Source organism: Mesorhizobium sp. AR02 (assembly GCF_024746835.1).
Taxonomy (GTDB): Bacteria; Pseudomonadota; Alphaproteobacteria; order Rhizobiales; family Rhizobiaceae; genus Mesorhizobium.
Window position 1 is genome coordinate 58,392 of sequence record NZ_CP080532.1, and the last position, 23,191, is coordinate 81,582.

General features: G+C 58.6%; 22 protein-coding genes and 5 pseudogenes. 12 read left to right on the forward strand and 15 right to left on the reverse strand.

Annotated features, from left to right (window positions below; translation table 11 throughout):
- The first annotated feature begins 58 nt into the window (after positions 1–58).
- Complete coding sequence (locus DBIPINDM_RS41055; RefSeq protein ID WP_258589493.1) at positions 59–853, forward strand: PRC-barrel domain-containing protein; 795 nt, start codon at positions 59–61, stop codon at positions 851–853.
- A 418-nt stretch (positions 854–1,271) separates the two neighbouring features.
- Here the strand turns inward: DBIPINDM_RS41055 and DBIPINDM_RS41060 are convergent, their stop codons facing one another.
- Positions 1,272–2,309: an IS110 family transposase gene (locus DBIPINDM_RS41060; RefSeq protein WP_258589494.1), complete on the reverse strand. Its 1,038-nt coding sequence runs from the start codon at positions 2,307–2,309 to the stop codon at positions 1,272–1,274.
- Positions 2,310–2,440: 131 nt separating this feature from the next.
- Positions 2,441–2,641 (reverse strand): annotated as a pseudogene (locus DBIPINDM_RS41065) (transposase); the annotation flags it as partial.
- Positions 2,642–3,182: 541 nt separating this feature from the next.
- Between DBIPINDM_RS41065 and DBIPINDM_RS43755 the strand changes: the two are divergent.
- Positions 3,183–3,458: pseudogene (locus DBIPINDM_RS43755) on the forward strand (chemotaxis protein CheB); the annotation flags it as partial.
- A gap of 560 nt (positions 3,459–4,018) precedes the next feature.
- On the opposite strand, the pseudogene DBIPINDM_RS41075 reads toward DBIPINDM_RS43755, so the two are convergent.
- The 4 genes and pseudogenes from DBIPINDM_RS41075 to DBIPINDM_RS41090 form a co-directional block, all read right to left on the reverse strand.
- A pseudogene (locus tag DBIPINDM_RS41075) lies at positions 4,019–4,594 on the reverse strand (hypothetical protein); the annotation flags it as partial.
- A gap of 30 nt (positions 4,595–4,624) precedes the next feature.
- Positions 4,625–5,362 (reverse strand): hypothetical protein, encoded by a 738-nt coding sequence (locus DBIPINDM_RS41080; protein ID WP_258589495.1) that lies wholly within the window; start codon positions 5,360–5,362, stop codon positions 4,625–4,627.
- 191 nt (positions 5,363–5,553) lie between these two features.
- The gene (locus DBIPINDM_RS41085; protein WP_258589559.1) at positions 5,554–5,775 is read right to left on the reverse strand and encodes a hypothetical protein; all 222 of its coding nucleotides are present in this window, start codon (positions 5,773–5,775) and stop codon (positions 5,554–5,556) included.
- Between the two features lie 24 nt (positions 5,776–5,799).
- Positions 5,800–6,027: a hypothetical protein gene (locus tag DBIPINDM_RS41090; protein WP_258589496.1), complete on the reverse strand. Its 228-nt coding sequence runs from the start codon at positions 6,025–6,027 to the stop codon at positions 5,800–5,802.
- A gap of 429 nt (positions 6,028–6,456) precedes the next feature.
- On the opposite strand from DBIPINDM_RS41090, the gene DBIPINDM_RS41095 reads away from it, so the two are divergent.
- Together DBIPINDM_RS41095 and DBIPINDM_RS41100 are read left to right on the forward strand one after the other, a co-directional pair.
- On the forward strand, positions 6,457–6,723 hold the full coding sequence (locus DBIPINDM_RS41095; RefSeq protein WP_258589497.1) for a hypothetical protein: 267 nt from the start codon (positions 6,457–6,459) through the stop codon (positions 6,721–6,723).
- A gap of 87 nt (positions 6,724–6,810) precedes the next feature.
- The gene (locus tag DBIPINDM_RS41100; RefSeq protein ID WP_258589498.1) at positions 6,811–7,023 is read left to right on the forward strand and encodes a hypothetical protein; all 213 of its coding nucleotides are present in this window, start codon (positions 6,811–6,813) and stop codon (positions 7,021–7,023) included.
- Here DBIPINDM_RS41100 and DBIPINDM_RS41105 read toward each other — a convergent pair.
- Positions 7,004–7,396: a hypothetical protein gene (locus DBIPINDM_RS41105; RefSeq protein WP_318036961.1), complete on the reverse strand. Its 393-nt coding sequence runs from the start codon at positions 7,394–7,396 to the stop codon at positions 7,004–7,006. The two genes, DBIPINDM_RS41100 and DBIPINDM_RS41105, sit on opposite strands and share 20 nt — an antisense overlap.
- 57 nt (positions 7,397–7,453) lie before the next feature.
- On the opposite strand from DBIPINDM_RS41105, the pseudogene DBIPINDM_RS41110 reads away from it, so the two are divergent.
- Positions 7,454–7,732: pseudogene (locus DBIPINDM_RS41110) on the forward strand (aldo/keto reductase); the annotation flags it as partial.
- A 257-nt stretch (positions 7,733–7,989) separates the two neighbouring features.
- Here the strand turns inward: DBIPINDM_RS41110 and DBIPINDM_RS41115 are convergent.
- From DBIPINDM_RS41115 to tnpA, 4 genes are all read right to left on the reverse strand, one after another.
- Positions 7,990–8,166 (reverse strand): hypothetical protein, encoded by a 177-nt coding sequence (locus DBIPINDM_RS41115; RefSeq protein ID WP_258589499.1) that lies wholly within the window; start codon positions 8,164–8,166, stop codon positions 7,990–7,992.
- 214 nt (positions 8,167–8,380) lie between these two features.
- On the reverse strand, positions 8,381–9,952 hold the full coding sequence (gene tnpC, locus DBIPINDM_RS41120) for an IS66 family transposase (protein WP_258581801.1): 1,572 nt from the start codon (positions 9,950–9,952) through the stop codon (positions 8,381–8,383).
- Positions 9,953–10,006: 54 nt separating this feature from the next.
- On the reverse strand, positions 10,007–10,360 hold the full coding sequence (tnpB, locus tag DBIPINDM_RS41125; RefSeq protein WP_014761846.1) for an IS66 family insertion sequence element accessory protein TnpB: 354 nt from the start codon (positions 10,358–10,360) through the stop codon (positions 10,007–10,009).
- Entirely contained in the window at positions 10,341–10,814 is a 474-nt protein-coding gene (gene tnpA / locus DBIPINDM_RS41130) for an IS66-like element accessory protein TnpA (RefSeq protein WP_258580855.1), read from the reverse strand. The genes tnpB and tnpA overlap by 20 nt, the downstream gene beginning before the upstream one ends.
- A 996-nt stretch (positions 10,815–11,810) precedes the next feature.
- Between tnpA and DBIPINDM_RS41140 the strand changes: the two are divergent.
- A pseudogene (locus tag DBIPINDM_RS41140) lies at positions 11,811–12,001 on the forward strand (IS110 family transposase); the annotation flags it as partial.
- A gap of 909 nt (positions 12,002–12,910) precedes the next feature.
- The gene (locus DBIPINDM_RS43400; RefSeq protein ID WP_318036962.1) at positions 12,911–13,501 is read left to right on the forward strand and encodes a cold-shock protein; all 591 of its coding nucleotides are present in this window, start codon (positions 12,911–12,913) and stop codon (positions 13,499–13,501) included.
- Between the two features lie 499 nt (positions 13,502–14,000).
- Here the strand turns inward: DBIPINDM_RS43400 and ctrA are convergent, their stop codons facing one another.
- A complete protein-coding gene (gene ctrA, locus DBIPINDM_RS41155; protein ID WP_258589500.1) occupies positions 14,001–14,696 on the reverse strand; it encodes a response regulator transcription factor CtrA in 696 nt (231 codons plus the stop codon).
- Positions 14,697–15,304: 608 nt separating this feature from the next.
- Here ctrA and DBIPINDM_RS41160 point away from each other — a divergent pair.
- The 4 genes from DBIPINDM_RS41160 to DBIPINDM_RS41175 all read left to right on the forward strand — a co-directional run bounded on the left by DBIPINDM_RS41160 (position 15,305) and on the right by DBIPINDM_RS41175 (position 18,863).
- Positions 15,305–15,640: a hypothetical protein gene (locus tag DBIPINDM_RS41160; protein WP_258589501.1), complete on the forward strand. Its 336-nt coding sequence runs from the start codon at positions 15,305–15,307 to the stop codon at positions 15,638–15,640.
- A gap of 382 nt (positions 15,641–16,022) precedes the next feature.
- Entirely contained in the window at positions 16,023–16,223 is a 201-nt protein-coding gene (locus tag DBIPINDM_RS41165) for a hypothetical protein (RefSeq protein WP_258589502.1), read from the forward strand.
- Between the two features lie 892 nt (positions 16,224–17,115).
- Complete coding sequence (locus DBIPINDM_RS41170) at positions 17,116–17,673, forward strand: DUF2062 domain-containing protein (protein ID WP_258589503.1); 558 nt, start codon at positions 17,116–17,118, stop codon at positions 17,671–17,673.
- Between the two features lie 845 nt (positions 17,674–18,518).
- A complete protein-coding gene (locus tag DBIPINDM_RS41175) occupies positions 18,519–18,863 on the forward strand; it encodes a GNAT family protein (RefSeq protein WP_323806066.1) in 345 nt (114 codons plus the stop codon).
- 187 nt (positions 18,864–19,050) lie between these two features.
- On the opposite strand, the gene DBIPINDM_RS41180 is transcribed toward DBIPINDM_RS41175, so the two are convergent.
- Together DBIPINDM_RS41180 and DBIPINDM_RS41185 are read right to left on the reverse strand one after the other, a co-directional pair.
- Positions 19,051–19,605: a hypothetical protein gene (locus DBIPINDM_RS41180; protein ID WP_258589504.1), complete on the reverse strand. Its 555-nt coding sequence runs from the start codon at positions 19,603–19,605 to the stop codon at positions 19,051–19,053.
- Between the two features lie 259 nt (positions 19,606–19,864).
- On the reverse strand, positions 19,865–20,092 hold the full coding sequence (locus tag DBIPINDM_RS41185; RefSeq protein ID WP_258589505.1) for a GreA/GreB family elongation factor: 228 nt from the start codon (positions 20,090–20,092) through the stop codon (positions 19,865–19,867).
- Between the two features lie 428 nt (positions 20,093–20,520).
- On the opposite strand from DBIPINDM_RS41185, the gene DBIPINDM_RS41190 reads away from it, so the two are divergent.
- Positions 20,521–21,369 carry a methyltransferase domain-containing protein gene (locus tag DBIPINDM_RS41190; RefSeq protein ID WP_258589506.1) on the forward strand — a complete coding sequence of 283 codons (849 nt, stop codon included), beginning with the start codon at positions 20,521–20,523 and terminating at the stop codon, positions 21,367–21,369.
- A 734-nt stretch (positions 21,370–22,103) separates the two neighbouring features.
- Here DBIPINDM_RS41190 and DBIPINDM_RS41195 read toward each other — a convergent pair.
- A complete protein-coding gene (locus DBIPINDM_RS41195) occupies positions 22,104–23,162 on the reverse strand; it encodes a YihY/virulence factor BrkB family protein (RefSeq protein WP_258589563.1) in 1,059 nt (352 codons plus the stop codon).
- Positions 23,163–23,191 lie beyond the last annotated feature (29 nt).

A 23,191-nucleotide genomic window follows, 5' to 3' on the forward strand; every position in this document is an offset into this window, starting at 1 on the left:
CACCTGATTTGCGTGCTCCAAGCACGAAGTCAAGGAAAGCCGCCCATGGGGAATTTTAATGAGATTTGTCTGGATCGCGGCGCCGGTGGCGTTGTTGCTGGGGCTTGGCATCCAACCGGCGTTCGCCGTCTGTAATATATCCGATGCGAAGCTCGAAGAAGCTGTCCTCAGGAGCCCGGAATTGCGCAATCCGAAGAATCGCTATCTCGTCCGGGATCTGCGAACCCTTAGGGACGCCGCGTTCCTGCTGTGGTCGTATGGCCTACAGGACGATTGCGAACGGCTGCTCGCCAATATCCGACAACTGATTGCCGCGCCATCAATGGCGAAGCTGGGGGGCAACGACGAGGACCTTGCCGATGAACAGTTGGCCGCCGAAGAACCACAGCGGCATCAAGGTGGTGAAGTTCAGGGCAATCGTGGTGCCCCAGGCGCGCGTCCTCTCATCAATATCGACGACCTTGGACCCGGTCTGCGTGTCGACGAGATCGTCGGCTCCGAAGTTCGCAGTTCGGACGACAAGATCGTTGGCGAAGTTCGCAACGTGGTGATCGGAACCAAGGACCGATGGGACTACGCGGTCATTGCCTCAGGCGGCTTTTTCATCGCCGGGAAAGACAGCATCGTCGTCCCCCTTCGGTATATGCAAGTCGACGAGGAGCGACACAGCTTTTACCTGCGCATCTCCAGCGCCGATGTGAAAGCCGTTCCCTTGATGCCCGACCAGGAATATCTGTGGCTTGCAGATGAAGCATGGCGAGCGAAGAACGATGCGATCTTCCAGAAGCTAATCCCTGACCCAGTTCGGGAGGGCCCGCCGGCAAGTCAGCAACCCACCACTAAAGTTCAGTGAGCGTTCGGAACAGTGATTTCATTCGGGGCGAAGACGAGCCGCTGATCGCCATGCCTAGCTTGCGGAATTATATTACGCAATGATGGGTATGCATGCGCAGTGGGACGGATCGCAGGCATATAATCCCTTACTAAGAGCCTCTTTGATTGGGGTCGTTGCGGTCAAGATGCTCCTGCACTTTTTTCTGGACCGTTCCTGGGTCACTCGCTTCTCTTCGCGGTCGGCGCTTGGGCCGCCGCATGATGGGGTTAGGAGAGCGAGGCGTCTCAATCTGTTTCACGACCTTGCCGTGCTTTGGCCGGCAGGTTCGGGACTCTCAACGAGATCGCCTCGCCCATCGTCCCCAGGGAACGATCCGGGCATCGCCCTTTCGGGCGAAGGCTTTGTTCGTGTTGCTTGCTCCTCGAGCTGTCTCAGTTCACGCGGCCAGGTGAGCAGGCTCCTTTCCAAAGCGGAACTCGGTCGCGTCGGCCCACATGCGATGCAGAACGACGGCCAGTTTGCGGGCGACCGCGACCCGGGCTCGTGCCATGCCGTGCCGCCTGGCGATGTTCATGCCCCATGCTCTGAGGCTCGACCACTTCGTCGATCGCCCCAGCAGTGTGTGGGCCGCCTCATAAAGCGCGGTGCGTGCAAGTTCGTCGCCGCATCGGCTGACCTTTCCCTGGATGTCGGTTTCGCCGGACTGGTAGCGCGCCGGCGTCAGTCCCAGATGCGCCCCCACCGCCTGCGACGAGCCGAACCGCTCAGGCCGGTCGATCGTGGCGCGGAAGGCGAGCGCGGTGATCGGCCCGATGCCCGGCGCGCTCTTCAGCCGCCGGCAGACTTCTTCATCGCGGACGATGTCGAGAACCTGCTTCGTCAGGCGGGCGAACTCTCTCAACATAACACCGAGGATCGCAAGCAGCGGCTCGACCATCGCCATCACCACGGCGTCAGCGCCCGTCAACTCACGCACGCGGCCGGCAAACGCGCTGCGCGACGGCAGGCCCAGCTTGACGCCGGCCTCGCGCAGGATCGCCCGCACTACGTTCTCAATCGAACGCATCTCGTTCAGCACCGTGCGGCGGGCAACCAGCAGCGAACGCCACAGACGGCACTGCCTGCTCTTGACATGCACCTGCCGATACCAGCCGGTTCGCATGATCTGCGCCAGCGCGCGGGCGTCATTGCGATCGGTCTTGTTCGGCATGGTCTTCATGGCCGCATTGGCCTGCCGCGTCTCGATGCAGGTCGCCGGCAAGCCTTCGGCGTGCAGTCCATCGTGAAGCCAGGCCGTCAGCGAGCAAGCTTCCAGTCCGATCCGATCAAGCGGCAAACCGGTCCCCTTCAGCGCTTCACACAACGCCTGCGGATCGCTCAACGCTCTCGCCTCATTCACGATCCGGCCAGTCTCGTCGACAATGCAAATAGAGGTATCTTCCAAAGACACGTCCAGTCCGGCAAAGTACTTCATGGCTGCTCCTTCCAAATGTTTGTGGCGACTCACATCGACCACGTTCTCACATTTCGACAGGAGCAGCCGCCATCAGCTGGCTCGGCAGAGACCCCAATCACCCCATCTGAATCAAAAAGAATGTTTTGATATCAAGCTCTTGCGAGCCTGCGTGTGAGCAGGCGAATGTGGGCGACGTATATCCAGGCTTCTGCGGAAGCGATGGATTTCTCCCAGTCCTTGGCCAGCCTGCGGCATCGCCCCAGCCATGCGAATGTGCGCTCCACGACCCACCGGCGCGGCAGGACCTCGAAGCCTTTGGCTTTATTCGTCCGCTTGACGATCTCCAGAGGTGAACGTGCCGATCTTTTGCATCGCGCCCTTAGATTTCCGACAGAGATGCATTGACGAAAACAAAATCTTTTTCAAAGATGTCGCAGATCCTCAGGTTTTCCGAGACACTGTCCGGGCTACTAGACTAGGCTCAGGACTCAGGTGGAATTGGGGCTCCAACGCTGGAACCCCATCGCTGGACAGGAGTTAGGTAGTGCTCCTCCAGCTCTCAGGCGGCAGCAGTACCCACCCCACGCGCTTTGCAGATGGTTTTCGGCGGTCTGAAGGCCGGCCGATCTAACCAAGAGATGCCTACGCGCTCCCCGCTTCCTCCAGGTGAGATATGCCTATGCAATGGTCGTGAAACCTTCCACAATCCAGCGCTTGAGTTTCGCGCCTTCAAGGCGCAACGACGTATTGGTGGGCGTGAGGTTAGAGTGACGGACTACCCAGTGGAGAAATCGACCGGCCGCTGCCCAGGCCGAGCCAGAGGCGATCACAATACGCACCCAGAAAGGTGGTCAGGTGAAGCCTAAACGCACTGCCAGCACCCTCAGGCACATCTCGGCCAAAGTTCCGGTCATTGGCATCGGCGCTTCAGCCGGTGGTATCGAAGCGCTAGGCCAATTCTTCGACGCCATGTCGGCGGACAGTGATTGCGCCTTCGTGGTCGTTTTGCATCTCGACCCCAAGCGCGAAAGCGAAATGGCGAACGTTCTCAGCGCCCGTACGGCGATGCCTGTCGTTCAGGTCGCGGACGGGATGAGGCTTGAAGGCAACCACGTCTACGTGATTGCGCCCAATTCCGACCTTCGGATCGGCGACGGCGCTTGCACATGTCAAGCGGGACGCCATCGCCAAAAAGCTTGGTGTCACGGACGAGCGCATCGTCGCCGAATTGGCTGGAGATCCGCAGACGCCTGCAGACCGCGCCTCTGCGGCCAAGGCGTCGACGAGGGCAGGCCAAGCCGCTGCACTCCAGGCGATGATCGCTGCAACATTTGCGGCAACCTGGCCCGGAAAAGGCGCCGATGGTTATCATCCGGCGTAGTGCTCGCAGACGTTTGAAGGCAACACGGCCGCCGCGCGTTTCGGCCGACGAATGGACTGCGCTGCTCAGTTAGTTTGACTTGCGCCTCGGTAATTCCTGTCTCGCTCGCGAGGAACCGGACAAGAAAGTTCTCCTCTTCGTCCACCGGAGCCCGGTTCTTTTGCTTCAGATTTGATAGTGCTCTTCGCTTCGCGTTTGGCTTCGGTTCGGATTACAGGAAAGCAGGTCGGCGTCTTGTGCCGCAGCGAGATAGGCCGGGCGGACCATTCTATCTCCTCAGAGGGGAATCTGACCTGTACAGGCTTCCAGCACAGCGCGGTATTGTACCATGCCCTGGCCAGTTCCATCATAAAGCCGCTGCCTCCGACACGCTAATGATGGTGGGAATGCTCCTGCCTTTGTCGTTTCGAGGATTAGGAGTTTCTCCAAAAAACGGATCGCGCATGCTGTCCAGTCGGTAATCCCATTCGATTGAGCGAGGCGGCGATATGCTCGCGTCCCGTACCGCGTCGTCGACATCGACGATGATGTCGGCGATCAAGGTTCGTAGCAGCTGCTGGCGCGCACGCATCGTCACGTCAGGTCCATTCCAAGCTGCTGACAGGTTTTCTGCCATATTGGCGAAGGCACTGGGATCGACCTCAATGGCCGGTGGCCTGCCAGTTGGCTGGCGGGTTTCAAGATCCCGCAAGCGGCGCAGCGTCGTCTCCCAGCTTTTCTCCAGCTGCGCAGCTATCAGCCGATTGTCGGGATCACAGGCAGCGTAGCGGCGCTCAGCAAGATTGGCCTCGTAACGGGCATGCTGAAGTTCCAAATCGAGGATCTGGCGTTGATCATCTTGTTGTTCCCGATGCATCCGCTCCGCCTCGAATGCGGCCTCGATCGCCAAGGGTTCTACCGCTCGCAACAGCTCACGCGCAACAAAATGCGGTCGCGAGTGGATCGCCGCCGACTACTGCGGTTGCTTTTCGTTCTCAGCGGCGCGGAAACCCGAGGCGGATGCATCAGACTCGCAGATGTAGGCGCCCTTTTTTGTGTTTCCGTAGTTCCTGCTCCCGGCGAAGTGGAAAATCTTTGACTTTAGGTTCACCCACACCACAATGCCGGCCGGGCAACGAGCTTTCGCCTGCCCCTCGGTCGCGAACTGGTTGGCACCCGTCGGTGTGGCGGTTGCAGATGGTGCCGGCGAGTTCTTGGGCCGAGTTGTGGTGGTGGCCGGTGCCGTCGTTGTGGTTGGGGCCGGCTTCGAGGGCGGCGGGGTTGTGGTTGTGCTCTGCACGCCGGGAATCACTTCGGTTCCGGCTCGGCACGCAGCAACGAAATCCTTCTTGGTTTCGCCAGATCCCTTGATCGCGTCCTTGTTGGCTGCGTACTCAGCATTGCAGGTTTTTGCCGTTTTCACGGTCCCGGCTGCAGCCGCGTTGTTGGTCGACGTCGGAGCCGTTTTCTTGGCGGGAGCAGCTGTGGTGGCCGGCGCTACGCCGCCAGGGATGACTTCAGTGCCCGCGCGGCACGCTGCAATGAAATCCGCTTTCTTCTCACCAGTGCTCTGAATGGCGGGTTTGTTGGCAGCGTATTCGGCATTGCATTCTTTGGCGGTCTTGGTCGCAGCCGTTGCTGCGCTCGGCGCAAGCGCCAGAATGGCCGCGACAGCAGCAATTGAAAACATAGGGGCAAACTGCAATCGCATCGCAAACTCTCCGTTTCAGAGGGATTTGGGCCCCTATTAAGCTGCCGAAAAACGCAAAGGGCCAGTTGCTCCCCACAGCTATAGCTAACTGGATTGGGCTGAGCGACTTACGGATTCGTAAACAACTTGAACGGCCGCCGACCGTACATGTCACCCAATTCCAATGGCTATATGCCGGACATGGAGCAGCGCTACTCAGGCACACCGGGATCATAGTGCACGATCGCATCGAGGATCCTGCCATAGAGGCTGTCGACCTCTTCGCCGATCTCGCCCCGCTTGATGCCGACCGACTTGGCGTCAGCAATCAGCTTGTGAGTGAGTTCGTCGACCGAGATGACATCCGCTTTCGTCGTCTCAGGCACCTTGTTGGCGATCCATTGATCGAGAAAGTTGATGCCTCGTGTGCTCATCACGCCATAATTTCGAGCCGGCGATTAGGTTCCGGTAGAGTCGCGATCAAGCTTCACGGCGAGGCCGCGAGCCCCGGCCATTTCGACCACGAGCAGTTCGATCTCGTCATCGTTGAGCGTGGTTTGTCCAGATTTGCGGATAGCGGCTACCGCAGCAGAGAGGGAAACCGACGTCGTCTTTGCGTGATCGTCGAGCAAAAGGCCAATGGCCAGGACCACATCGGCGTCGATGTTTCGAGGCAATTCGCGCATCGCTCCTTCTCCCCATGTGAGTATCGCGCGAGAGGGGCACTGGAGCAATAGCCAGCTATTGAAGCGGGTCGCCCACCGCCGCTTCGTCCACCTCCGCTTCCATCTGGTCGCTGATCGGCTGGCCTTGCCGGCGCCGGGGATGGGCACGCCATCGAAACCCTGCAGCCAGGCGTCGGCGTGTTCCTGCCCGGCACGGCGCGCTCCTTACCGTCCTTGCGCGCCTGCCCTCGATCACCAGGCATCCGCACCGTTGGCAGATCCAGAGGTCGCGGCGTAGGGCTTGGCGTCGGATCCCATGAGGGCCACACCAGCGAGGATCACGGTAGAGCTTGCGATAGGCTTCAGCGGAGCGGGGATGCGGTCTACTCGGCATCGGCGCCACCTTTGCGGTCCGAGCGCATGCGGTTAAGATATTAGCGGGAGGCTCATATGCTTGCGACTGTAGACGCGGTGCTGGCTGCCAGGAATAACGACGCCGAAATTCTTGGTGTGATTGATCTCACGAGCAAAACGGAAGCCAGGCTCGGCACCACTCGCCTCGGGGACGCCATCCAGTTTGTCGCAAATGCCTCCGTGCTTGGATATGACGTCCGCGCAGCAATGGTCTTCTACGGTGAGCGGGGAACGCCGAGTCTGAGGACAAGAGACTGCGAAGCGTTATGGGCGCAATATGGCGCTGCCCTGCTTCAGTCATAGGGGCGCCCGCCAGGCTGGCCCCACTTGGCATAGAAGGAACTGGTGGCCAATCGCAGCGTTAGGCGTCTAGCGAACCGGAGGAATGTTATGGACGACGATCTGCGCCTGAAATTGAAGGAACTCAGCACGGGAATGCAATCCAGGGCGGAGGAACTAGCATTGCCCGGCGGCAACACCGATATTGCGGCACTGATGTCGGGCATTGCAGTGACCCTAGAGGCGCTGCTGGTGATAGCCGAAGAGAGCAAGACGCCGCGATCCGGACCGTCTGTTGAGCCGGTCACTTCCATAACTGATTGAAGGGGCGGATGAGGGGCAAAATCGCCGCCCCAACCCCGGAAGAAGTGTTATCCAGCGTCAGTTGCCCTCCCCGGCACGACGTCCCCTTGCTGTCTAAACGCACACGCGCAGAATCCATTGCGTCCGCAACCCCTTGCAGCTTTTTGACTTCGCTGTCCGAGATCGTCGCCGAGCCGGACTCGAAATTCAACGTGTCGAGATCGACCCGCCGGGCGATGTCGCGCACACGTGCCGAGCGCTGGACCTCGTCGACCGAGTAGAGGCGCTGGACCTTTTCCACCGGCGGTTGCTCAAGGAAGGTGTAGTAGTCGCCGGCATCCTCTACCAAATCGGACTCCAGGATGTATTGCTTGCGCGGGATGTTGAGCCGCATCGGTGGCAGGTTTCTTTTCTGGCTTGCTCGTAGGTTCCACCGGCTGTTCGCCCTGGGCAGGAAGACGGGCTGCTCGATGCGCTGGAAGGGCTCGGCGCCGGTTCGATCGTGTTCTCCCCGCTGGGCGCAAGGCATGCTGACCGACAAATATCTCGGGCATCCCCGAAGGCAGCCGCGCCAGCCAGGGCAAGTCGCTCAGGGCGGCCTTTCATCAACGACAAGACCATCGTCAACATCGAAGCGCTGAACGCCATCGCCGGGCGCTGCGGCCTGACGCTGGCGCAAATGGCGCTGGCCTGGGTGCGGCGCATGGGCCGAGTGACCTCGGCACTGATGCCTGATTTGATAGCCTCGGTCCATCGGTCACTGTCTGGCCTAGACCCCGTGAGCTGGCCCGCCACAGCGATACGCTTTCTCTGATCTACCACACAGGCTTCTTTCAGCATGTGCATTGCCTGAGGCCTCTATTTTGTTTGACCAGGAATTGTGTAATCGGTTGTCAAACAACTTTTGGTTCAAGTGTTCTGTCATCATGTCGCGGTATTCCGCGCACTGGCTTAAGACCGATCAAAGCAATTGCAAAGTCGATTTCCTCAAGCCGCAGGATTTTGCTGATGAGCCTTTATCGCTAGCTCCTTGATGCATTCTGCGTTCGCACCGCAACGATCCATGATTTCGCGCGCTTTGAAAACCGAGATACCATACTGGGTTGCGATTTGCCCTGCCTCGGAATCTACAGGCTCGTCTTCGTCATCTTTGGGCGTATTCATAGTTCGATGTCCTTGAGGCCAAATGCTATGAGTCATTAATATCAAGGTTGACCAAAGGTTCCCGCAACATGATCGAAGCTGACGTCGGCGGTTGAAAAGGGAGCCCTTCGTCGGCTCAGAACTGGTCTACGCAATGGTTGTACGGTAAGCGCTCATTTCCCCGCACATTGACGGCCCTTGCAACAACTGATCGCTTTCAGACGGACGCGTCGGGTCAGGCTGCGGCGGCTTTGAGGAAGTTGAAGGGCAGGAGATCGTCGATAGCCACGTTCTCGGGGCGCTGAGGCAGTTCAGTGAGGACGTGGCGCAACCACGCTAACGGCTCGACGCCACAGGCGCGGCAGGTTAACATCAGGCTGTAGACGATGGCGCTGGCCTTGGCTCCGTCGACAGTATCGCTGAACAACCAACTCTTCCTGCCAGTTGCAAAAATCCTGATGTCGCGCTCCAGAAGATTGTTGTCGATCGGCATGCTGCCGTCCTCGGTGTAACGCGTCAGATATCCCCATTGGTTCAGGGTGTAGGAGACGGCGTCGCCGAGCTTGCTGTCCGGCAAGACTTTTGGGGCGATGTCGTCGAGCCATGCCTTGAGAGCATGGAGGATGGGGACACTATGTTGCTGGCGGAAGCGGCGAATGCAGTGATCTCGCGTTTCGCCGTCATCGGGGATTTCGTTCCGCGCCTGCCTTTCAACTCGGTAGAGCTGTTCGAAGAACCGGAGTGCCTGTTCCGGCGGCCCGCCGCCTTTCTTCCTCGCCTTTAGGGCATCGACGAAGCGCCGCCTGGAATGGGCCATGCATCCAAGATGCGTTGCCCCTTCCAGCGTGCGCCAGGCGGAATAGCCGTCGCTCATCACGATGCCGCGGTAATCGCCGAGGAAGGCCTGCGGGTGTATCTGGCCGCGGCCCGGCTGATATTCGAGCAGCACGATCGGCTCGTCACTGTCCTGGCCGCTCCGGTATGCCCACATGTACGAGGTGCTGGCGGCCTCTCTGTCCATTTCCTTCAGCACCTGGACCGTGGTCTCGTCACCATGGATGAGGGGCTGCGATCTGAGCCGCAGCTTCAGCGCGTCATAGATGCGGGAGAGATGCTTTTCGCTCGAGCCGATCACCCAGTGGCCCAGAGCGCCTCGGCTGACAGGAACGCCGGCGCGCTCGAATGCCTGCGCCAGGCGGTAGAGCGGTGTGCCGTCGACATACTTATGAACGAGCGCGAAGGCCAGCGTCGAGGCCGTAGCGATGCTGCCCGGCAAAGGTTGCGTGGGCATCGGCGCGGTCACGACCGGCGTGCTGATCCCGGTGCGGTCGCAATGACGGCAAGCATATTTGAACCGCACATTCTGCAGGACCTTCGCCTTCACCTCGATATGAAGTTGCTCGGTAACGGTCTCGCCCATGCGATGCATCTGGTGACGGCAGCAAGGACAAGCCTTCTGGGCGTCGGGAAGGTCATACTCGACACGCTCGCGCGGCAGGTTTTCCGGCAAGGCCTTGCGGCCGCGCTTCTTTCCCGTCGCCCCTTCGCTCGCCGGCAAGCCCGTGTCCGGCAGGACAACGACATCGCCATCTTCGTTGTCGGCGGCGTCCTCATCCGCGGCCTGTTCGGCTTCATTGAAGAGGCGGTCAATGTGTTTTTCACTGCGCGGCGCAAAACGATGCAGTCGTGCAAGCGCCAGCTCTTCCTCGAGTTTGACGACGCGTTCGGTGAGTTGACGGTTCTCCGCCCGAAGCGCAGCAATACGCGCCATCAACTCTTCAACAGTCGGTTCGCCGGGTCGATTCATCAGATTCTTGAATCGAAAGCATGCCGGCGCGTCAATCGCTCAATTCGAGAGCCCTCAACCGGCAACCTGATATTGCCGCACCGGATGGCGGACCATCGCATCGATATCGATGCCGTCGAGGATCCAGTGCAATTGCTCGGTCGTAAGCGTGACCACCGCTGCCTCCCGGCGCGGCCACCGGAACTTGTCCTCGGTCAGCCGCTTCAGGACCAGCACGAAGCCGGACCGGTCAAAGAACAAGAGCTTCATCCGGTCGCGACGGCGATTGCAGAAGGCAAAAACCGCTGGAGCAAACGGATCGAGCGCCATCGTCTCTTGGACCAGAACCGCAAGGCTGTTGATGCCGGCCCGGAAGTCGATCGGCTCGCGGTGCAGGTAGACTTTCAGGTCAGCGCCCAGTCTGAACATGACCCAGTGCTCCGATGGTCGCCGTCAATGCATCCACATCACCGCATTCCAGCGTCAACTTCACGCCGTTCGGCAGTGACGCGCTCACCTTGGCTGGAGAGGAAAAAAGCGCAGCCCTTTTGGCTTCCGACCCATGCACTTCATCACAGGTCGCCGGCAAATCCACCGCAGCCATGCTGCTCTGTCGCAGCAAGACCCGATCGGAAGTGCTTTCAATCTGAACCGGGATGAACGCCGGTGATGAGGACGGCGGGAGGGACTGGGTCTCAGTGCGCTTCTTTATCCACTTCCGAAGAAGGTTCGCATTGACCCCATGTTCGAGCGCAAGCCTCGATACCGACACGCCAGGCTCAAGGCAGGCCGAGACAAGACGGTCCTTCGATGCAGGGTCGTATCGGCGTCGCCCGTTCCGACCAACAAGCCTTACCTGCAATTTCTGATCATCTTCTTCCATCACAAGGTGTCCACCTATTTGGGTGGACACCTCATGCATCAGAGCACTCAACAGCAAAAGGTGCGGGGAAATTCGCGCTTACGTTGTACGTACCTGCCGGTCCGCACGTATGGTGTGAATTTACGGGAATGAAAACCGAACGCTTCGAAATGCGCGCAAACCCGGACTTTCTAAAGCTCGTCGACGATTGGCGACGGTCCCAGCCAGACATTCCCCCAGGGCCGAGGCTATCCGACGCATCGTCGTAAACGCGCTTGATACTGCCGAAGCGCCGAGCCTGTCGGCGTTAGTCCGTAACTGGTTTGTGGCGAATCCTGCACGGCTTTCTCTCTTTGGATTCGACGGATCAATCACCGTGGAGGAAGCTGTTGCCGCTCTGCTAAATGACAGATATCAATCGCCCGTCATACCCGCCAAGCTGATGCTTGGGGCATCTCAACATGAGCCGACCCTATCGCCAAACAAATCGTGCCGCTGCTGGGCGCTGGTCTGAGTTATGTGCGCTCTCGCCCAACCTCGGTATCTAAGCGCGAAAAAGCCAACTTTTCGCGATTGGCGCCCGTCAACTTTTGTTAAGATTTCCTGAAGGAATGAGACAATGAGCCCACTGACCCACCCATCGAGCGACGGGTTCATGTACGCGAAAGTGTTCTTAAGGAGGCAACAATCATCATCGGCGATGTCAGCATCGGTTGCTCAGTCAGTAACCAGCACGCTCGCGGCGCGGAGTTACGGGTGAAGCCCGGCATTGCCATTCCCGACCGATTCGTACTCCACGTGCCTGCAGATGATACAAGCTATAGTGCCGTGGTGAGGTGGCGAAAGAACGAACGGCTAGGCGTTCAACTTTGTTGAATGAAATGCGAAGGCAGATTATCACGAAGCAGCGGTTCGCAAGCCGCATTGGAACCTAACCCTTTTTGACTGTTCCACTGATCACTTGTTAGGGCTTGCCAGTCCCCTGCGCCCATCCGTGCATGACCCAGCGCTGGCCGCTGGCGATCAGCGGTCGTGATCCTGACGCGCAGCCGGGCTGACAGCAGTCTGCGTAGATGGGGGCTGAACTGCGTGAGAAGATCGGCTTCAAACGGGCAGCTGTCGCTGTCGCCCGCAAGCTCGCTATGATTATGCATGCGATGCCAAAATCTGGTGAGTTGTTCAACCGGGAAGAAGCCATCGTGGCCTGACCATAAGGAAGTTCGAATGCGCCTACCCGAGGCGTAACGAGACGTCCCTGCCAGGACGTGGGCCGAGCCATTCCGCTGTGTCAGTTGCATCGTTGGCGTCACAACGCTCGCGATTGCGTTTCAAACCTTGGAAGGCTCCATCCCTCGCGAAGCCCATCATGCGGCGGCTTCATGTCGACCGCGAAGACGACCGTGCTCCCGGCAAACGACACCTCAAGACCAATTTGGGCTGCATTTCGGTCCGCGATTAGACGACTGACACACAGCAAGAGGGTTGACGAAGCTCGCGCCGCGTTCGAGCGAAGGTGATGTCGTGGCCGGCGCCGTGGGTGGGGGTTGGGGTAAAAGGCGCCGGCCGGGCGCCTCGACAGGTCACCGCTTGACCAACCTATCAGAGGCGAGTGCCGGGCCTATGGTGTTATCGGGAGGTCTCAACGGTCTCGTTCGGTCGAAAGACCGGCCACGCATTCGTCAAGGAGCGCAAGCCGGAACCGGTGCCACCTTAATTGCTGACCGATTTCGCCCAGTTTTACCATCCCGGCCGAGCTCGCAACTTTCCCCGCCTGCTCCTGTTCGAGAAAACCTATATGCGCTCTCAACTCGGCAGCTTCAGAAACCTTCAAATCCGTGACCCAAGCTCGGGCACGCATGTTCCGATCCCACACGAATTCATACCCAGCATTTGGCACACCTGGACACCTGGGTTAACCTTGGACGTTCAAATCTCATAGAATTCTAGCGGTCGCGAAAGTTCAGGCGTGAAACCTAGCCGCAAGCAGCCATACAAAAAATGCGCTGGCTTGCGGCGAGGACCAAGTCTGACTATCGGACGCAGGTTGATGTCGCGGCACGTTGATCGCACGCAGCGGGGATGATACCGCTGCTACTCCCCATTAATGCGATGCAATTATGAGCAAGAACCGAGATCGCGCGCCGCGTGGCGCCAAACACTACGACAGCGACCTGACCGATGATCGCAGTCCGGAGCCCGTCTATTTCCAGCACCGGCCTGCACCAACAACGCATTCGGTAGAGGCGGAAGTAAAGTGGTTCAATGCGGAGAAAGGCTTTGGATTCGTCAAGCTGGCTGGTGGCGCGGAAGCCTACCTGCACATATCGGCGTTGAAATCTGCAGGGCATGAAAGTGTCTCAGAAGGCGCGCGCCTTACAGTGACAACGGAGCCGGGCCAGAAGGGGCCGCAAGTCGCCCAAGTGCTGACAGTTGGCACCGCATCACAGCGGCCATCCACGTCGCGGGTCCCAACTCGACCGGATGCAACCGCCGAAGGAGACCAGGAAAGTACCGGTGCGGTGAAGTGGTACAACTCAGGCAAAGGCTTCGGATTTGTCGGCCTTGACGTTGGTGGGGAGGACGTTTTCGTTCACGCATCAACTCTGACTCGTTCCGGCCTGACCAATCTGGTCGAGGGACAAAAGGTTTTCGTGCGGTACACAAAAGGCCAGAGGGGGCTTGAGGCCCAATCTATTCACCCTGTCTGAGTTTCGCAGGACGGGAGTACACCGGACCTGTCGCAGACCCTGGCGCGGCAATTATCACACTCCGACTCCTGGCGGCATATTCCTTTGGGTTGGATGCCTAGCCAACCTTTGTGCCAGGCATCAAAGGCAGCAAGAGTTGTCTCTGATGTGGAAAACCCATCCTCTTTCCTTTGCAACAGATCACAAGTGAGGAATATCCTCGTTGCGGCGCGAACCGAGTTCGCTTCCATGATTAGAGCCAAACTTTCTAAACAGATTCCTCAAGCCGAAATCGACCGCTTGATGAGCGAGGCGGAACGGCCACACAAGAGCATCGTCAGCAGTGTCGTTTCAATAGGCTATGTCGAGATCCATGGCGGCTAACAAGGCCGCATCTTGGGACCCGGCTATTCCCGCACAAGAATTGTCTAGTCGTAGGAAGCGCCGGCCCACAGGCCAAGACGGCCGCTATCCGCCTCGACTATTTCGACGAAGAACCGACAAGAAACCGCAGAGCCGTTCAGGCGCTTTCTTGCATATGCTGGGGCTCTCGCAGGACATAACCCCGCCCCCAAACGGTCTCGATGTAGTTCTGGCCACCCGAAGCTGCAGAAAGCTTTTTGCGCAGCTTGCAGATGAAGACGTCGATGATCTTCAGTTCCGGTTCGTCCATGCCGCCATAGAGGTGGTTGAGGAACATTTCCTTGGTCAGCGTGGTGCCCTTGCGTAGCGAGAGCAGCTCCAGCATCTGGTATTCCTTGCCGGTGAGGTGCACGCGCTGGCCGCCGACTTCAACGGTCTTGGCGTCGAGGTTCAACACCAATTGGCCGGTGGTTATGACGGACTGAGCATGCCCCTTCGAACGCCGTACAACTGCATGGATGCGGGCCACCAGTTCGTCCTTGTGGAACGGCTTGGTCATGTAATCGTCGGCGCCGAAGCCGAGGCCGCGCACCTTGTCTTCTATGCCGGCCATGCCGGACAGTATCAGGATCGGGGTCCTCACCTTGGAAAGGCGAAGCGTCCTCAAGACTTCGTAACCCGATATATCGGGCAGAGTCAGATCGAGCAGAATGATATCATAGTCGTAGAGCTTGCCGAGATCGACGCCCTCTTCACCCAGATCCGTCATATAGACATTGAAGCGTTCCGACTTCAGCATCAACTCGATGCTTTGCGCAGTTGCTCTGTCGTCTTCAATCAGCAGAACGCGCATCTTGTTGCCTTTGGGCTGACGGACGGGCTCATGGACTGTCTGAGACCGGTAGTGCTGTGTAACCTGCCGAAGCTGACACCGAATGGTTAACAAATCCTGACTCTACCCCGTGCCTTGGACCAATTGTTAACGATAAGAGTGGTGGTCTGAGAGCAGAAGCCCATTGAAAGAGTCCTGAGCGAACCTAGTGGCCAAACAAAAGCCGTTCTCTATTCACAGCCTTACGGCCGGAACCGCGAGCACGGCGGGGGTGGCCTGAGGCTCTCATGCGCGCCGCCAGTCTATATGGTGAAGGATTTTCCGCGCCTCGTATTCGGCGGGAAGACGTTTCGTGGCGCTGACCAATCATTTCTAGCCATGCAGCTAGGCTCATTGGAATAGGCTCGACGCCGTTGGCCCACGCATCTTCCTGGCGGGTCGCTGCCCGGAGTCGGAGCTATAGACTTTCGGTTTCATGTCTAACTGTCGCCGTTTGTCTGCCGGCAGATGTCCATTCGATAGGGAGTGCCCACGGCTTCACAACTAATTCTGAGGGGCCTTTTCGCCGCAGGAACCTTCTGCGGTGGCTATCCGTCATGACGGCTCAATCATGGAGGCAGGAGGTTCAAATGGCCGACGACGAAAACGACACCGCAACGCCGAGACTGACACAGCGCGAAGAGAAGCAAGTCGCGCAACTGAAGCGCGAAATAAATAAGATCAACCGGACGCTGGTAGAGCGCGTGGAACAGGTAGCTGAAGAAGCCACTGGCTGGTATGCCAGCACGGCCGAGCGCGCGGGACGCGCGGCACAGGTCCTTCGTACCAAGGCGTCGTCGGTTTCTGACGTGGTGCACGACAACCCTGTCATGGCACCAACGGTGTTCATCGTTGTAGGCACCGCCTTGGCAGGCTTGTTGGTCGGTCTAGCCCTTAGAGATTGGGACCGCAGATTCCGCCGCTGACCGTGGAGTGGCATCGGGTTTAGGCCGTGCGGGAAGGTGACCAACGCCCGCTCGGTCTTCCATCCCCACACCTTCGCCCGCTGGCTCGCGCCGCCGGGCTTCTCGCTTAGAGCGGAACCTACCTAGCACTTGCGGAGTTGAAATAGCGCCGGGATTCCCTCCGTGACATCGGACGTGATCGAACGTTCGAAGATCCGCTCGGTTTCACGCCCGGGACGAGCTTTTCGTTTGCCGGCTGGAACTTCATAGCCGAAGGGTTGTTTCGCTGACGCATCGGGTTCGGTTGCTGGCCGAGATGGTGTGCGCTCAAGTCTTGGTACGGCTCGCGCCTTACACGACGCGAGCCACTACCGGCAAGTCCGCAGTGACAAGGAGATCTGAATTGACCCCGCGCAATGACCTGGACCGGATAGAACGCTCCACCCGCGAAGCCCGGGCCGCGGTTGAAGTGGAACGCACGGAGCGCGAGGCAAAGACTGCGCGTCTTAGGGAACAGCGCCTATCGCAGCAGGGGCCAATTCAAGGCGAGCCGACTCCCGGCAAGAAGCGGAAACCGAAGGCGAAAAGGATTGTCAAAGAGTGATGGCATGCATCCTTATCTCGCGGGTCAGTCGCTTTTTTCACATGGCCGGGAACTTCAAAGTTTTTAGCCGGTTAGCTTGTGCAGCATTCGCGCTGCCAATCGGCTTATGCACCACCGGTTGGGCCCGTGCCTTTCGCAACAGGGGCACGGGCTAAGGAGAATGGGAAAAGTTCTCCTTGCGAAACCGAATGCCTCCCGCGTTTCTCCGCCACGGAACCCAATCCAGCGGTCGCTCGTTTATCCTCACCAGGGCTTCCTGGCTACTCCAGACCCTTCGCCCGCTAGCTTCGGTTGGTGGGCTCTTTTTTGAGTGGGAGCGCCGTTCTGAAGAAACCGCCGCTGCTTACGCGCCGCCTTGATCGGCACCGCAATTTAGATAGGCATCCGCATTGCTGCACCAACTTGGCACCTCTGCCTTTTGAAACGTCACACGCCGCCGCCCCCCCAACGCCCGCGCGCTACGCCCGCGCCCTGATCGACGCATGACGCGTCAGCGATTGGGCGTCGTCGCGTCACAGGGCGCTTGTAGGTGTCGGGGAAACCTATTGCGCCATGATCGAACGTCGAGGGATCGGTCCTGGGTCAGATGACGTCGCGCAACGGGCGCCTGGGGGCGCCGGTCGATCAGGGGATGTGCCGATCTGTCCAAGTCGTCTGGCACTCAAGTGCAAATCGCTCCGACAGGACTCCGTTGTGTGCGATCACACCTGCGTTGCGGGCTCACAACCTGGCTCGGGCCGGCCTAGCGCCCGAGGTCGCGATCCTCAGCGATCCGATTGCCCAACAAAGTTGAACGCACCTGCGCTAATCCTGGAACAACGCAGCGCAGTCCGCATTTGTCTCTTGAGCCGATCTCAACCGGTTCACCCACCCCCGGTTTGCGGGCACGAGCATGCTCTTTCGCCGAAGGCTTCCTGATGGCCTATTTGAGCGCCTACGCACCTATATGTGGCCGCGAAGCTCCTTCTCGCGTTCGTTCCAGTATTTTTCAAAGCGAATCCTGCGGCTGAATGCCACTCCGCATGCGGTGGCGGCTGGGGTTGCGTCGGGCATCTTTGCCTCCTTCTTTCCACTAGGTTTTCATACCGTTATTGCCGCCGTCATTTGCTGGGTGATAGCAGGAAACCTGGTGGCGGCTGCACTCGGTACAGTTGTCCTCGGAAATCCGCTAACCTTACCCTTGTTGTGGGGGGCATCTTGGGAGACCGGCAAATTCATTTTGCACGGCAGAATGCCAAATCCGGGACCGCGTTCGCACCTAAGCGAGATGCTGCATCATCTTTCCATTTCGCAGTTGTGGGAGCCGGTGTTGAAGCCAATGCTAATCGGTGCTGTGCCGCTTGGGCTGCTCTTTGGCCTATTGTTCTACGGCATCACGCGCTGGGCGATGATCGCCTTCCGCGAAAACAGGCGCAAGCGACGGGCCGATAAGTCAAGCCGGCCGCTTTAGCCATCTATAAATCGAGCTATCCTTTGGGCGAATCCCCTCCCGGTCCTGTTGCCGGCCCGGAAGTTGGAATAGAGTTTCGGCGCGACGCGTTCCACGGGGACGCCGCCGTTGCGCCGCGCCGGGAAGTACCGCGCGGTCCGAAATTCACTTCCCAGTCTCTGATAGTATGATCAGTTGGCCGGGGCGACAGGCGCAGGCGCCGGTTTTGCAGCAGGGGCGAGAGCGGGTGCCGGTTCAGCTGGCTTTGCTGGAGCGTCAGACACCGGCGCCGTTGTGCTGGCCGCCGGCGCTGCGGCGCCCGGCAGTGCATGATCGCGATTTCCCGCAAACGCGTAGTACGCTACGATAGCCAGAACGAGAATAACAAGAGCAGCAAGCCAGCCGGCGCCGCCCCTGCCAGACCGGACCATAACAGGGGGCCGGTCAATGCGAGAACTCGGGCTCCCTGTTGGAGGCGGGTTGAACGGTTCGTTTGGATTGAAGTTAGCCATGTTGAATTCCTCCGAAAGCAGTAGGTTACACTCGTAACGCCCGATCGCTGCATAGGTTGCGGCCAACCGGTGCGTCCGACCGTTAAATCTAGATTGCGGAGAGAGCCATCCGGGGGCGGCGCGCGAGGAGTTACCTTGCGCAAGTGAAAAAGCCCGCCACCGTGAGGCAGCGGGCTGCAGCAAATGAGCCGACCTTACAGCCTGCCACGAACCTTCCGAGCAATCCGCAAACATCGGCCATGACATGGCCAATATCTTCCCTGTTTGCATACCCCCCCTCTCGATAGACTCGCGCCTTGGCGGCGAGATCTTCAAGGCTGTCGGCCGGGCACCGGAAAGGCTCTGGCGCGGGCCTTGGCGTCTTTGAATCGGGTGCAGGAGAACGAGACTTCAGCAGAGATCGGATATCGCCTACGGCGGGAGGATTGGGGTCAGGGATTGGCATCGGAGGGCGCTTCGGCTCATGCTAACTGGGGTTTCAGAAGCGCCGGCTATAACAAGGTCGTTGCCTGCACAATGGCAGTGAACCACGGGTCGCGCCGTGTGATGGAAAAGATCGGACGGAAATACGTCCGCACAGATTTCCCTGACTTTTCCAACCCTATTCCGGGCGCTGAAAAAGGCGAAGTCTTATACGAATTGCTTCGCTCGGAATGGAACCGAAGCGCAACCATGTTGCGACATAGGCAGCATGGTTGAGGTGTGCCCACCACCGCAGAGGAAGCCGCCGCGCATCCTGACAGTCAAGGCGAAGGCACCAAAGTCGTCATGGCAACCAACCGGGCTGCGGAATTGAACCTTGTCATAGGGGCTTCCTCACGCTGCAGAAGGCCGCGACCGTATTGAATTGCCCAGAGCGTGGAAGAATCTTTTGGGTTCGGACCGATCACGAATTCGTTAGCACATATAGGCGCGGGGCAAGTTCCGGCAACGGCACCTCCCTGCCGATGTCCGCTTCCTTGGGTCGTTCCAGGGGCTGGCATACCCTGTAGGCCTTCTTCAGCGCCGCGGCGGCATCCTTACGGGTTTGCGTTTTCATGATTGCTTGCGCCTTGTCGAGGACGCAGTCGAAGTAGGCGTCATCGTCATCCGCACGTGTCATCTCGGTCATCGCCAGCGTTGTCAGTATGGCTATCGCAATGAGCGACATAAGACGCACCGGCAGCTGAACCTTCATGCCAATCGCATCGTGACCTGCCTTTGCCCGTTTAGACGTGTCTGGCGGATAGATTGGCCTGAGCAACAATGCAAAGGAACCGGTCTGCAGCAGGGCAACGATCATGGCCGTCCATGCAAGAGCACCCACTACTGAATCCGTTGCGAAATAGGCTAGAATCGCGCTGGACCCCGAGGTCGCCATCATTCCGAAACGTAACTGCGAAAAATACACCATGGCCAACCGTTGAAAGATCACCGCATCCTTGCGAAGCCCGCGAGCCATCCGGCATCCGGGCACATCGCCTATCAAGCAAATGCTGTGCCAGACGCGCTGACCCATTTCGGTGCATTTGGCCTCCAACCAGACGATGGCTCGCATGATCTGAACGGGCCGCTCGGGCCGTAGATGGACAAGAGCGCCGTATCGCCAACACAGCAGCTAGTACGCGGTTCTTGTGTTGGCGGCGGCATCAGGCGAGGCTCCGGCGTAGACGTGCCCGCATTGGTTTTCGAAGAGTCGTGTGTCGTACCCCGATGTCCAACTAAGAAATGGACAGGATCTCGAGATCGCGCTGCCCTAACTGGACAACGTTGCCAACGGTTTTGCCAATCAGCGCGATGGCAACCGGTGAACCATGCGATATGGAAGCTTGAGACGGGTTGGCCTCGTCCTCACCGACGATGCGGAAGGTCTCAGTGCGGCCATCGTCACGCTCGAAGGTGATGGTGTGACCGAAGGCGATCACTTCGTTAGACGTCAGCACCAACATGAGCTGAGCCGTACGGACGCGCTCGGCATAATAGCGCGTCAAACGCTATTGGAAGCTTGCTTTGGATCCTTTCCAGGACGTCCCCCTGATCGAAGGGCAGGTCGTCATTTGCCTCTCACCTACCTCGAATTGTTCCGTGGTCATCACAGGAATTTGAGGTAGCGCCTAGACCAGCTACGGCTAATATAACGCGGTTGGGAGGATCTGGTGCGTCTTTACATTTCGAAAGACATATCCTCTTTCACGCCGAGCCAGCATCGTCGATACGAACGCGGCGGTCGAAGGGGCACGCGTTACGCGCCGGTAAATCGTTGTGCGGCTACGGCCAAGACGTCAACCGGCCTGCATCGGAACAGAGCCCCTCCGGGGCAACCCCAGCATTACTGTTAGTCCGCCTAACGAAGCCCAAGCTAACGGAGGAGACTTCCATGGCAGCAGCATCCATCCATGCAAGCCCAGCCCAGCAATGGGGGGCGGATTTTTTTGGCACCCTTAATGAGTTGCCCCCCGACCCTGTCGAGGGCATCGGTCATGTTCTGGACGCAATGAGCGTACTGCCTGCGTTTCGCGACGCCCGATCCTGGATGTTCCGAGGCCTAAAAATTGGCCCGGGATCTTCAGTGTTGGAAGCCGGATGTGGAAATGGTTCTGCGTTATCTGACCTCGGCTCCATCGTGGGGTCGAAGGGCAGCATAGTCGGTATCGATCCGACTACGGCTTTTGTTGAGCTTGCGAACCAGCGCGCGAGCCAACAAAGGATCAACGCCCGTTACCAATTGGGCGACGTCCGCTCGATCCCTTTTGAAGATGAATATTTCGATGCAGCGTTCTGCGAGAAAGTCCTGATTCACGCCGGGCCCGCTTCGGCAGCGCTCAACGAGATGGTCCGTGTCACACGAACCGGTGGCTATATAGGCGCGGTCGAATGGCTTCCGCATTTCTTGATCAGCTCGCGCAACCCAGACAGTCTTCACGCCTTCAATGATATTTTCCGCCGGGCCACATATGACTATTTAGTGAGCGGCTCGCTGGCACACCATTTTAACATGGCCGGCCTCAAGGACGTGAAAACCGAGGCTTTTTTGGCTAGTACGGATGACTTGGATAGCCACCCATTTTGGCGAGCCTTCATCGTCAACCAGCTGCCAATGTTTGTGCACGCCGGCCTTTTGGATCAGACCGTTGGCGAGGCATTCCTTGCTGACATTCAGGAGTTGCAAGCCCGCAAAGAGTTCAGCGCGAGCTTTATCATCCATGCTGCTGCGGCCCAAAAATAGTGGCAAAAACGGTGGAGGGAGACGCGTTCTTCTTCCTCGATCTGGCTTCTGCCGCGGCCGAGCGCGCCGCCGCTGTGTTGTGCCTTTACAGCCCATGGTCGGCGGCACGAAAGCGTCGAGGACTGCTCGTACACGGGCCGGTATTCATCCTCGATTTCGATCTCGCCTATGCCAGGCGCCATCGTTGAAAGCTTTTGGATCATTGCCGCCAGAGATCACATTGGTCCGGTCGAGACCGGCAATGTGATCGCTCGGCCATGTGGAGGAAATTCGTGCCGGGGGTGGTCATGCCCTAACAGTCCAGACACTGCATCCCGTCACTGTCGGTGACGATTTCCCCTTTATGCTTATGTCCAAGTAGAAGGCTGACATCCGACTTTGACAGCCGTTCGGCAACGTCGTTGCGCCCGAGGGCAACAAGAAGCCCGCCGCTCGGAGGGTTCGGGGAGCGACGGGCCTTATCGTGGCTTGTAAACTGCGGTGCTTGAGCCGCTTAGTGATGATGATCTTGGATGGTTAACAGAACGTTAAAAATTGAAATGCAGCCAAATGGTGGTACTCACCTCAGCAATCTTGGCCCTGGGATTGCGCTCCTTCATCGGGCCGCCGTCTCGCTCCCTTCTCGCCGATGGCTTTCAGGTGCACTTCCCTCGGATTGGGCACACCAAGAGGCGGCAAATAGAGCAGGCGATCCTTTTCCCGTGCAGTACTCGTCGTCCGATGCAGATTGGTCGTCACTCGGCGACTTTGCCAAGCGTATCGGCAACCACTGCCCCTCGTTGACCCATCGGCAACGGCGGTCCGGTGGTTGAATCGCGCGATGTTTGATGTTCCATTTCGGCGTTGATCGCGGCCCCGACAATGAGAATGACCACCGAAATCCAGGTCCACATCATTAAGCCGACCACCGCGCCCAATGATCCGTATGTCACATTGTAGTTGGCAAAGTGCTGCAGATAGAAAGAGAACAGCCACGACGCGGTTAACCAGACCAGCGTTGCCATGACTGCGCCCCAGCTCAGCCAACGCCATTTAGCTTTCGCCCGGCTTGGGCCGAACCGGTAAATGAGCGAGATTCCGGTGAGTATGGCCAGCATAAGGATCGGCCACCGCGCTAGGGTGAAGAGCACCTCTGCCCATTTGTCGAGATACAAATACGACAAGAGGGCGGGGACCACGCCGACGGTCAAGAGCAAAACAATGCCGATCATCAAAGCACCAATGGTGAATGCGATCGACATGATGTTTAGTTTGAGAAAGCTGCGTTTTTCAGTCTCCGCGTAGGCGATATTCATGGCGTCGAATAGCGCTTTGATGCCGCTGTTTGCGCTCCACAGTGCAATAGCCAGGCCGACGAAAAATCCCACGCCAAGGGCGCCGGTGTTCTGATGTGCCAGCGCTTGCAATTGCTGACGAATGAGATCGAGGCCGCCCGAAGGAAGTAAGCCGGCGAGATAGGAAACGTGATCGGCTACAGTGACTGGATCGGCCACAAACCCATAAAGGGAAATGAAGGCCGCTAAAGCAGGAAACAGAGCAAGCAGAAGGTAGAAAGTGGCGCCAGCGGCCACGAGCAGCATGCGGTCCTTATTGAATTCTTCCCATACGCGCCAAGCAATATCCTTCCAGCCTAGGACAGGGATCTGGGATGGCCATTCAGCCTCTCTGCCTCGCTCTTGCCCCACTTCACCTGCGGTCGTCGGGCGATCTTTGGACGAATTTCCGGCGTGGCGTTCCGCCTCGCGGTCAATCAGGGATTTGCTTTCGGCGGACATAGGGATTTTTGCTGCCATCTCGAACAATCACATCTCGTCAGACGGGC

What these genes read in the sequence shown, in the direction of transcription:
- tnpB (WP_014761846.1), bottom strand. Translation starts at nt 10,360, where the DNA reads ATGTTCAGACTGGGCGCTGACCTGAAAGTCTACCTGCACCGCGAGCCG.
- DBIPINDM_RS41085 (WP_258589559.1), bottom strand. Translation starts at nt 5,775, where the DNA reads ATGAGCACACGAGGCATCAACTTTCTCGATCAATGGATCGCCAACAAG.
- DBIPINDM_RS41180 (WP_258589504.1), bottom strand. Translation starts at nt 19,605, where the DNA reads ATGGCTCGCGGGCTTCGCAAGGATGCGGTGATCTTTCAACGGTTGGCC.
- DBIPINDM_RS41080 (WP_258589495.1), bottom strand. Translation starts at nt 5,362, where the DNA reads ATGCGATTGCAGTTTGCCCCTATGTTTTCAATTGCTGCTGTCGCGGCC.
- DBIPINDM_RS41105 (WP_318036961.1), bottom strand. Translation starts at nt 7,396, where the DNA reads ATGCGGCTCAACATCCCGCGCAAGCAATACATCCTGGAGTCCGATTTG.
- tnpA (WP_258580855.1), bottom strand. Translation starts at nt 10,814, where the DNA reads ATGGAAGAAGATGATCAGAAATTGCAGGTAAGGCTTGTTGGTCGGAAC.
- DBIPINDM_RS41170 (WP_258589503.1), top strand. Translation starts at nt 17,116, where the DNA reads ATGCTCTTTCGCCGAAGGCTTCCTGATGGCCTATTTGAGCGCCTACGC.
- DBIPINDM_RS41115 (WP_258589499.1), bottom strand. Translation starts at nt 8,166, where the DNA reads ATGAATACGCCCAAAGATGACGAAGACGAGCCTGTAGATTCCGAGGCA.
- DBIPINDM_RS41055 (WP_258589493.1), top strand. Translation starts at nt 59, where the DNA reads ATGAGATTTGTCTGGATCGCGGCGCCGGTGGCGTTGTTGCTGGGGCTT.
- ctrA (WP_258589500.1), bottom strand. Translation starts at nt 14,696, where the DNA reads ATGCGCGTTCTGCTGATTGAAGACGACAGAGCAACTGCGCAAAGCATC.
- tnpC (WP_258581801.1), bottom strand. Translation starts at nt 9,952, where the DNA reads ATGAATCGACCCGGCGAACCGACTGTTGAAGAGTTGATGGCGCGTATT.
- DBIPINDM_RS41195 (WP_258589563.1), bottom strand. Translation starts at nt 23,162, where the DNA reads ATGGCAGCAAAAATCCCTATGTCCGCCGAAAGCAAATCCCTGATTGAC.
- DBIPINDM_RS43400 (WP_318036962.1), top strand. Translation starts at nt 12,911, where the DNA reads ATGAGCAAGAACCGAGATCGCGCGCCGCGTGGCGCCAAACACTACGAC.
- DBIPINDM_RS41090 (WP_258589496.1), bottom strand. Translation starts at nt 6,027, where the DNA reads ATGCGCGAATTGCCTCGAAACATCGACGCCGATGTGGTCCTGGCCATT.
- DBIPINDM_RS41100 (WP_258589498.1), top strand. Translation starts at nt 6,811, where the DNA reads ATGGACGACGATCTGCGCCTGAAATTGAAGGAACTCAGCACGGGAATG.
- DBIPINDM_RS41190 (WP_258589506.1), top strand. Translation starts at nt 20,521, where the DNA reads ATGGCAGCAGCATCCATCCATGCAAGCCCAGCCCAGCAATGGGGGGCG.
- DBIPINDM_RS41095 (WP_258589497.1), top strand. Translation starts at nt 6,457, where the DNA reads ATGCTTGCGACTGTAGACGCGGTGCTGGCTGCCAGGAATAACGACGCC.
- DBIPINDM_RS41160 (WP_258589501.1), top strand. Translation starts at nt 15,305, where the DNA reads ATGGCCGACGACGAAAACGACACCGCAACGCCGAGACTGACACAGCGC.
- DBIPINDM_RS41185 (WP_258589505.1), bottom strand. Translation starts at nt 20,092, where the DNA reads ATGTTGGTGCTGACGTCTAACGAAGTGATCGCCTTCGGTCACACCATC.
- DBIPINDM_RS41060 (WP_258589494.1), bottom strand. Translation starts at nt 2,309, where the DNA reads ATGAAGTACTTTGCCGGACTGGACGTGTCTTTGGAAGATACCTCTATT.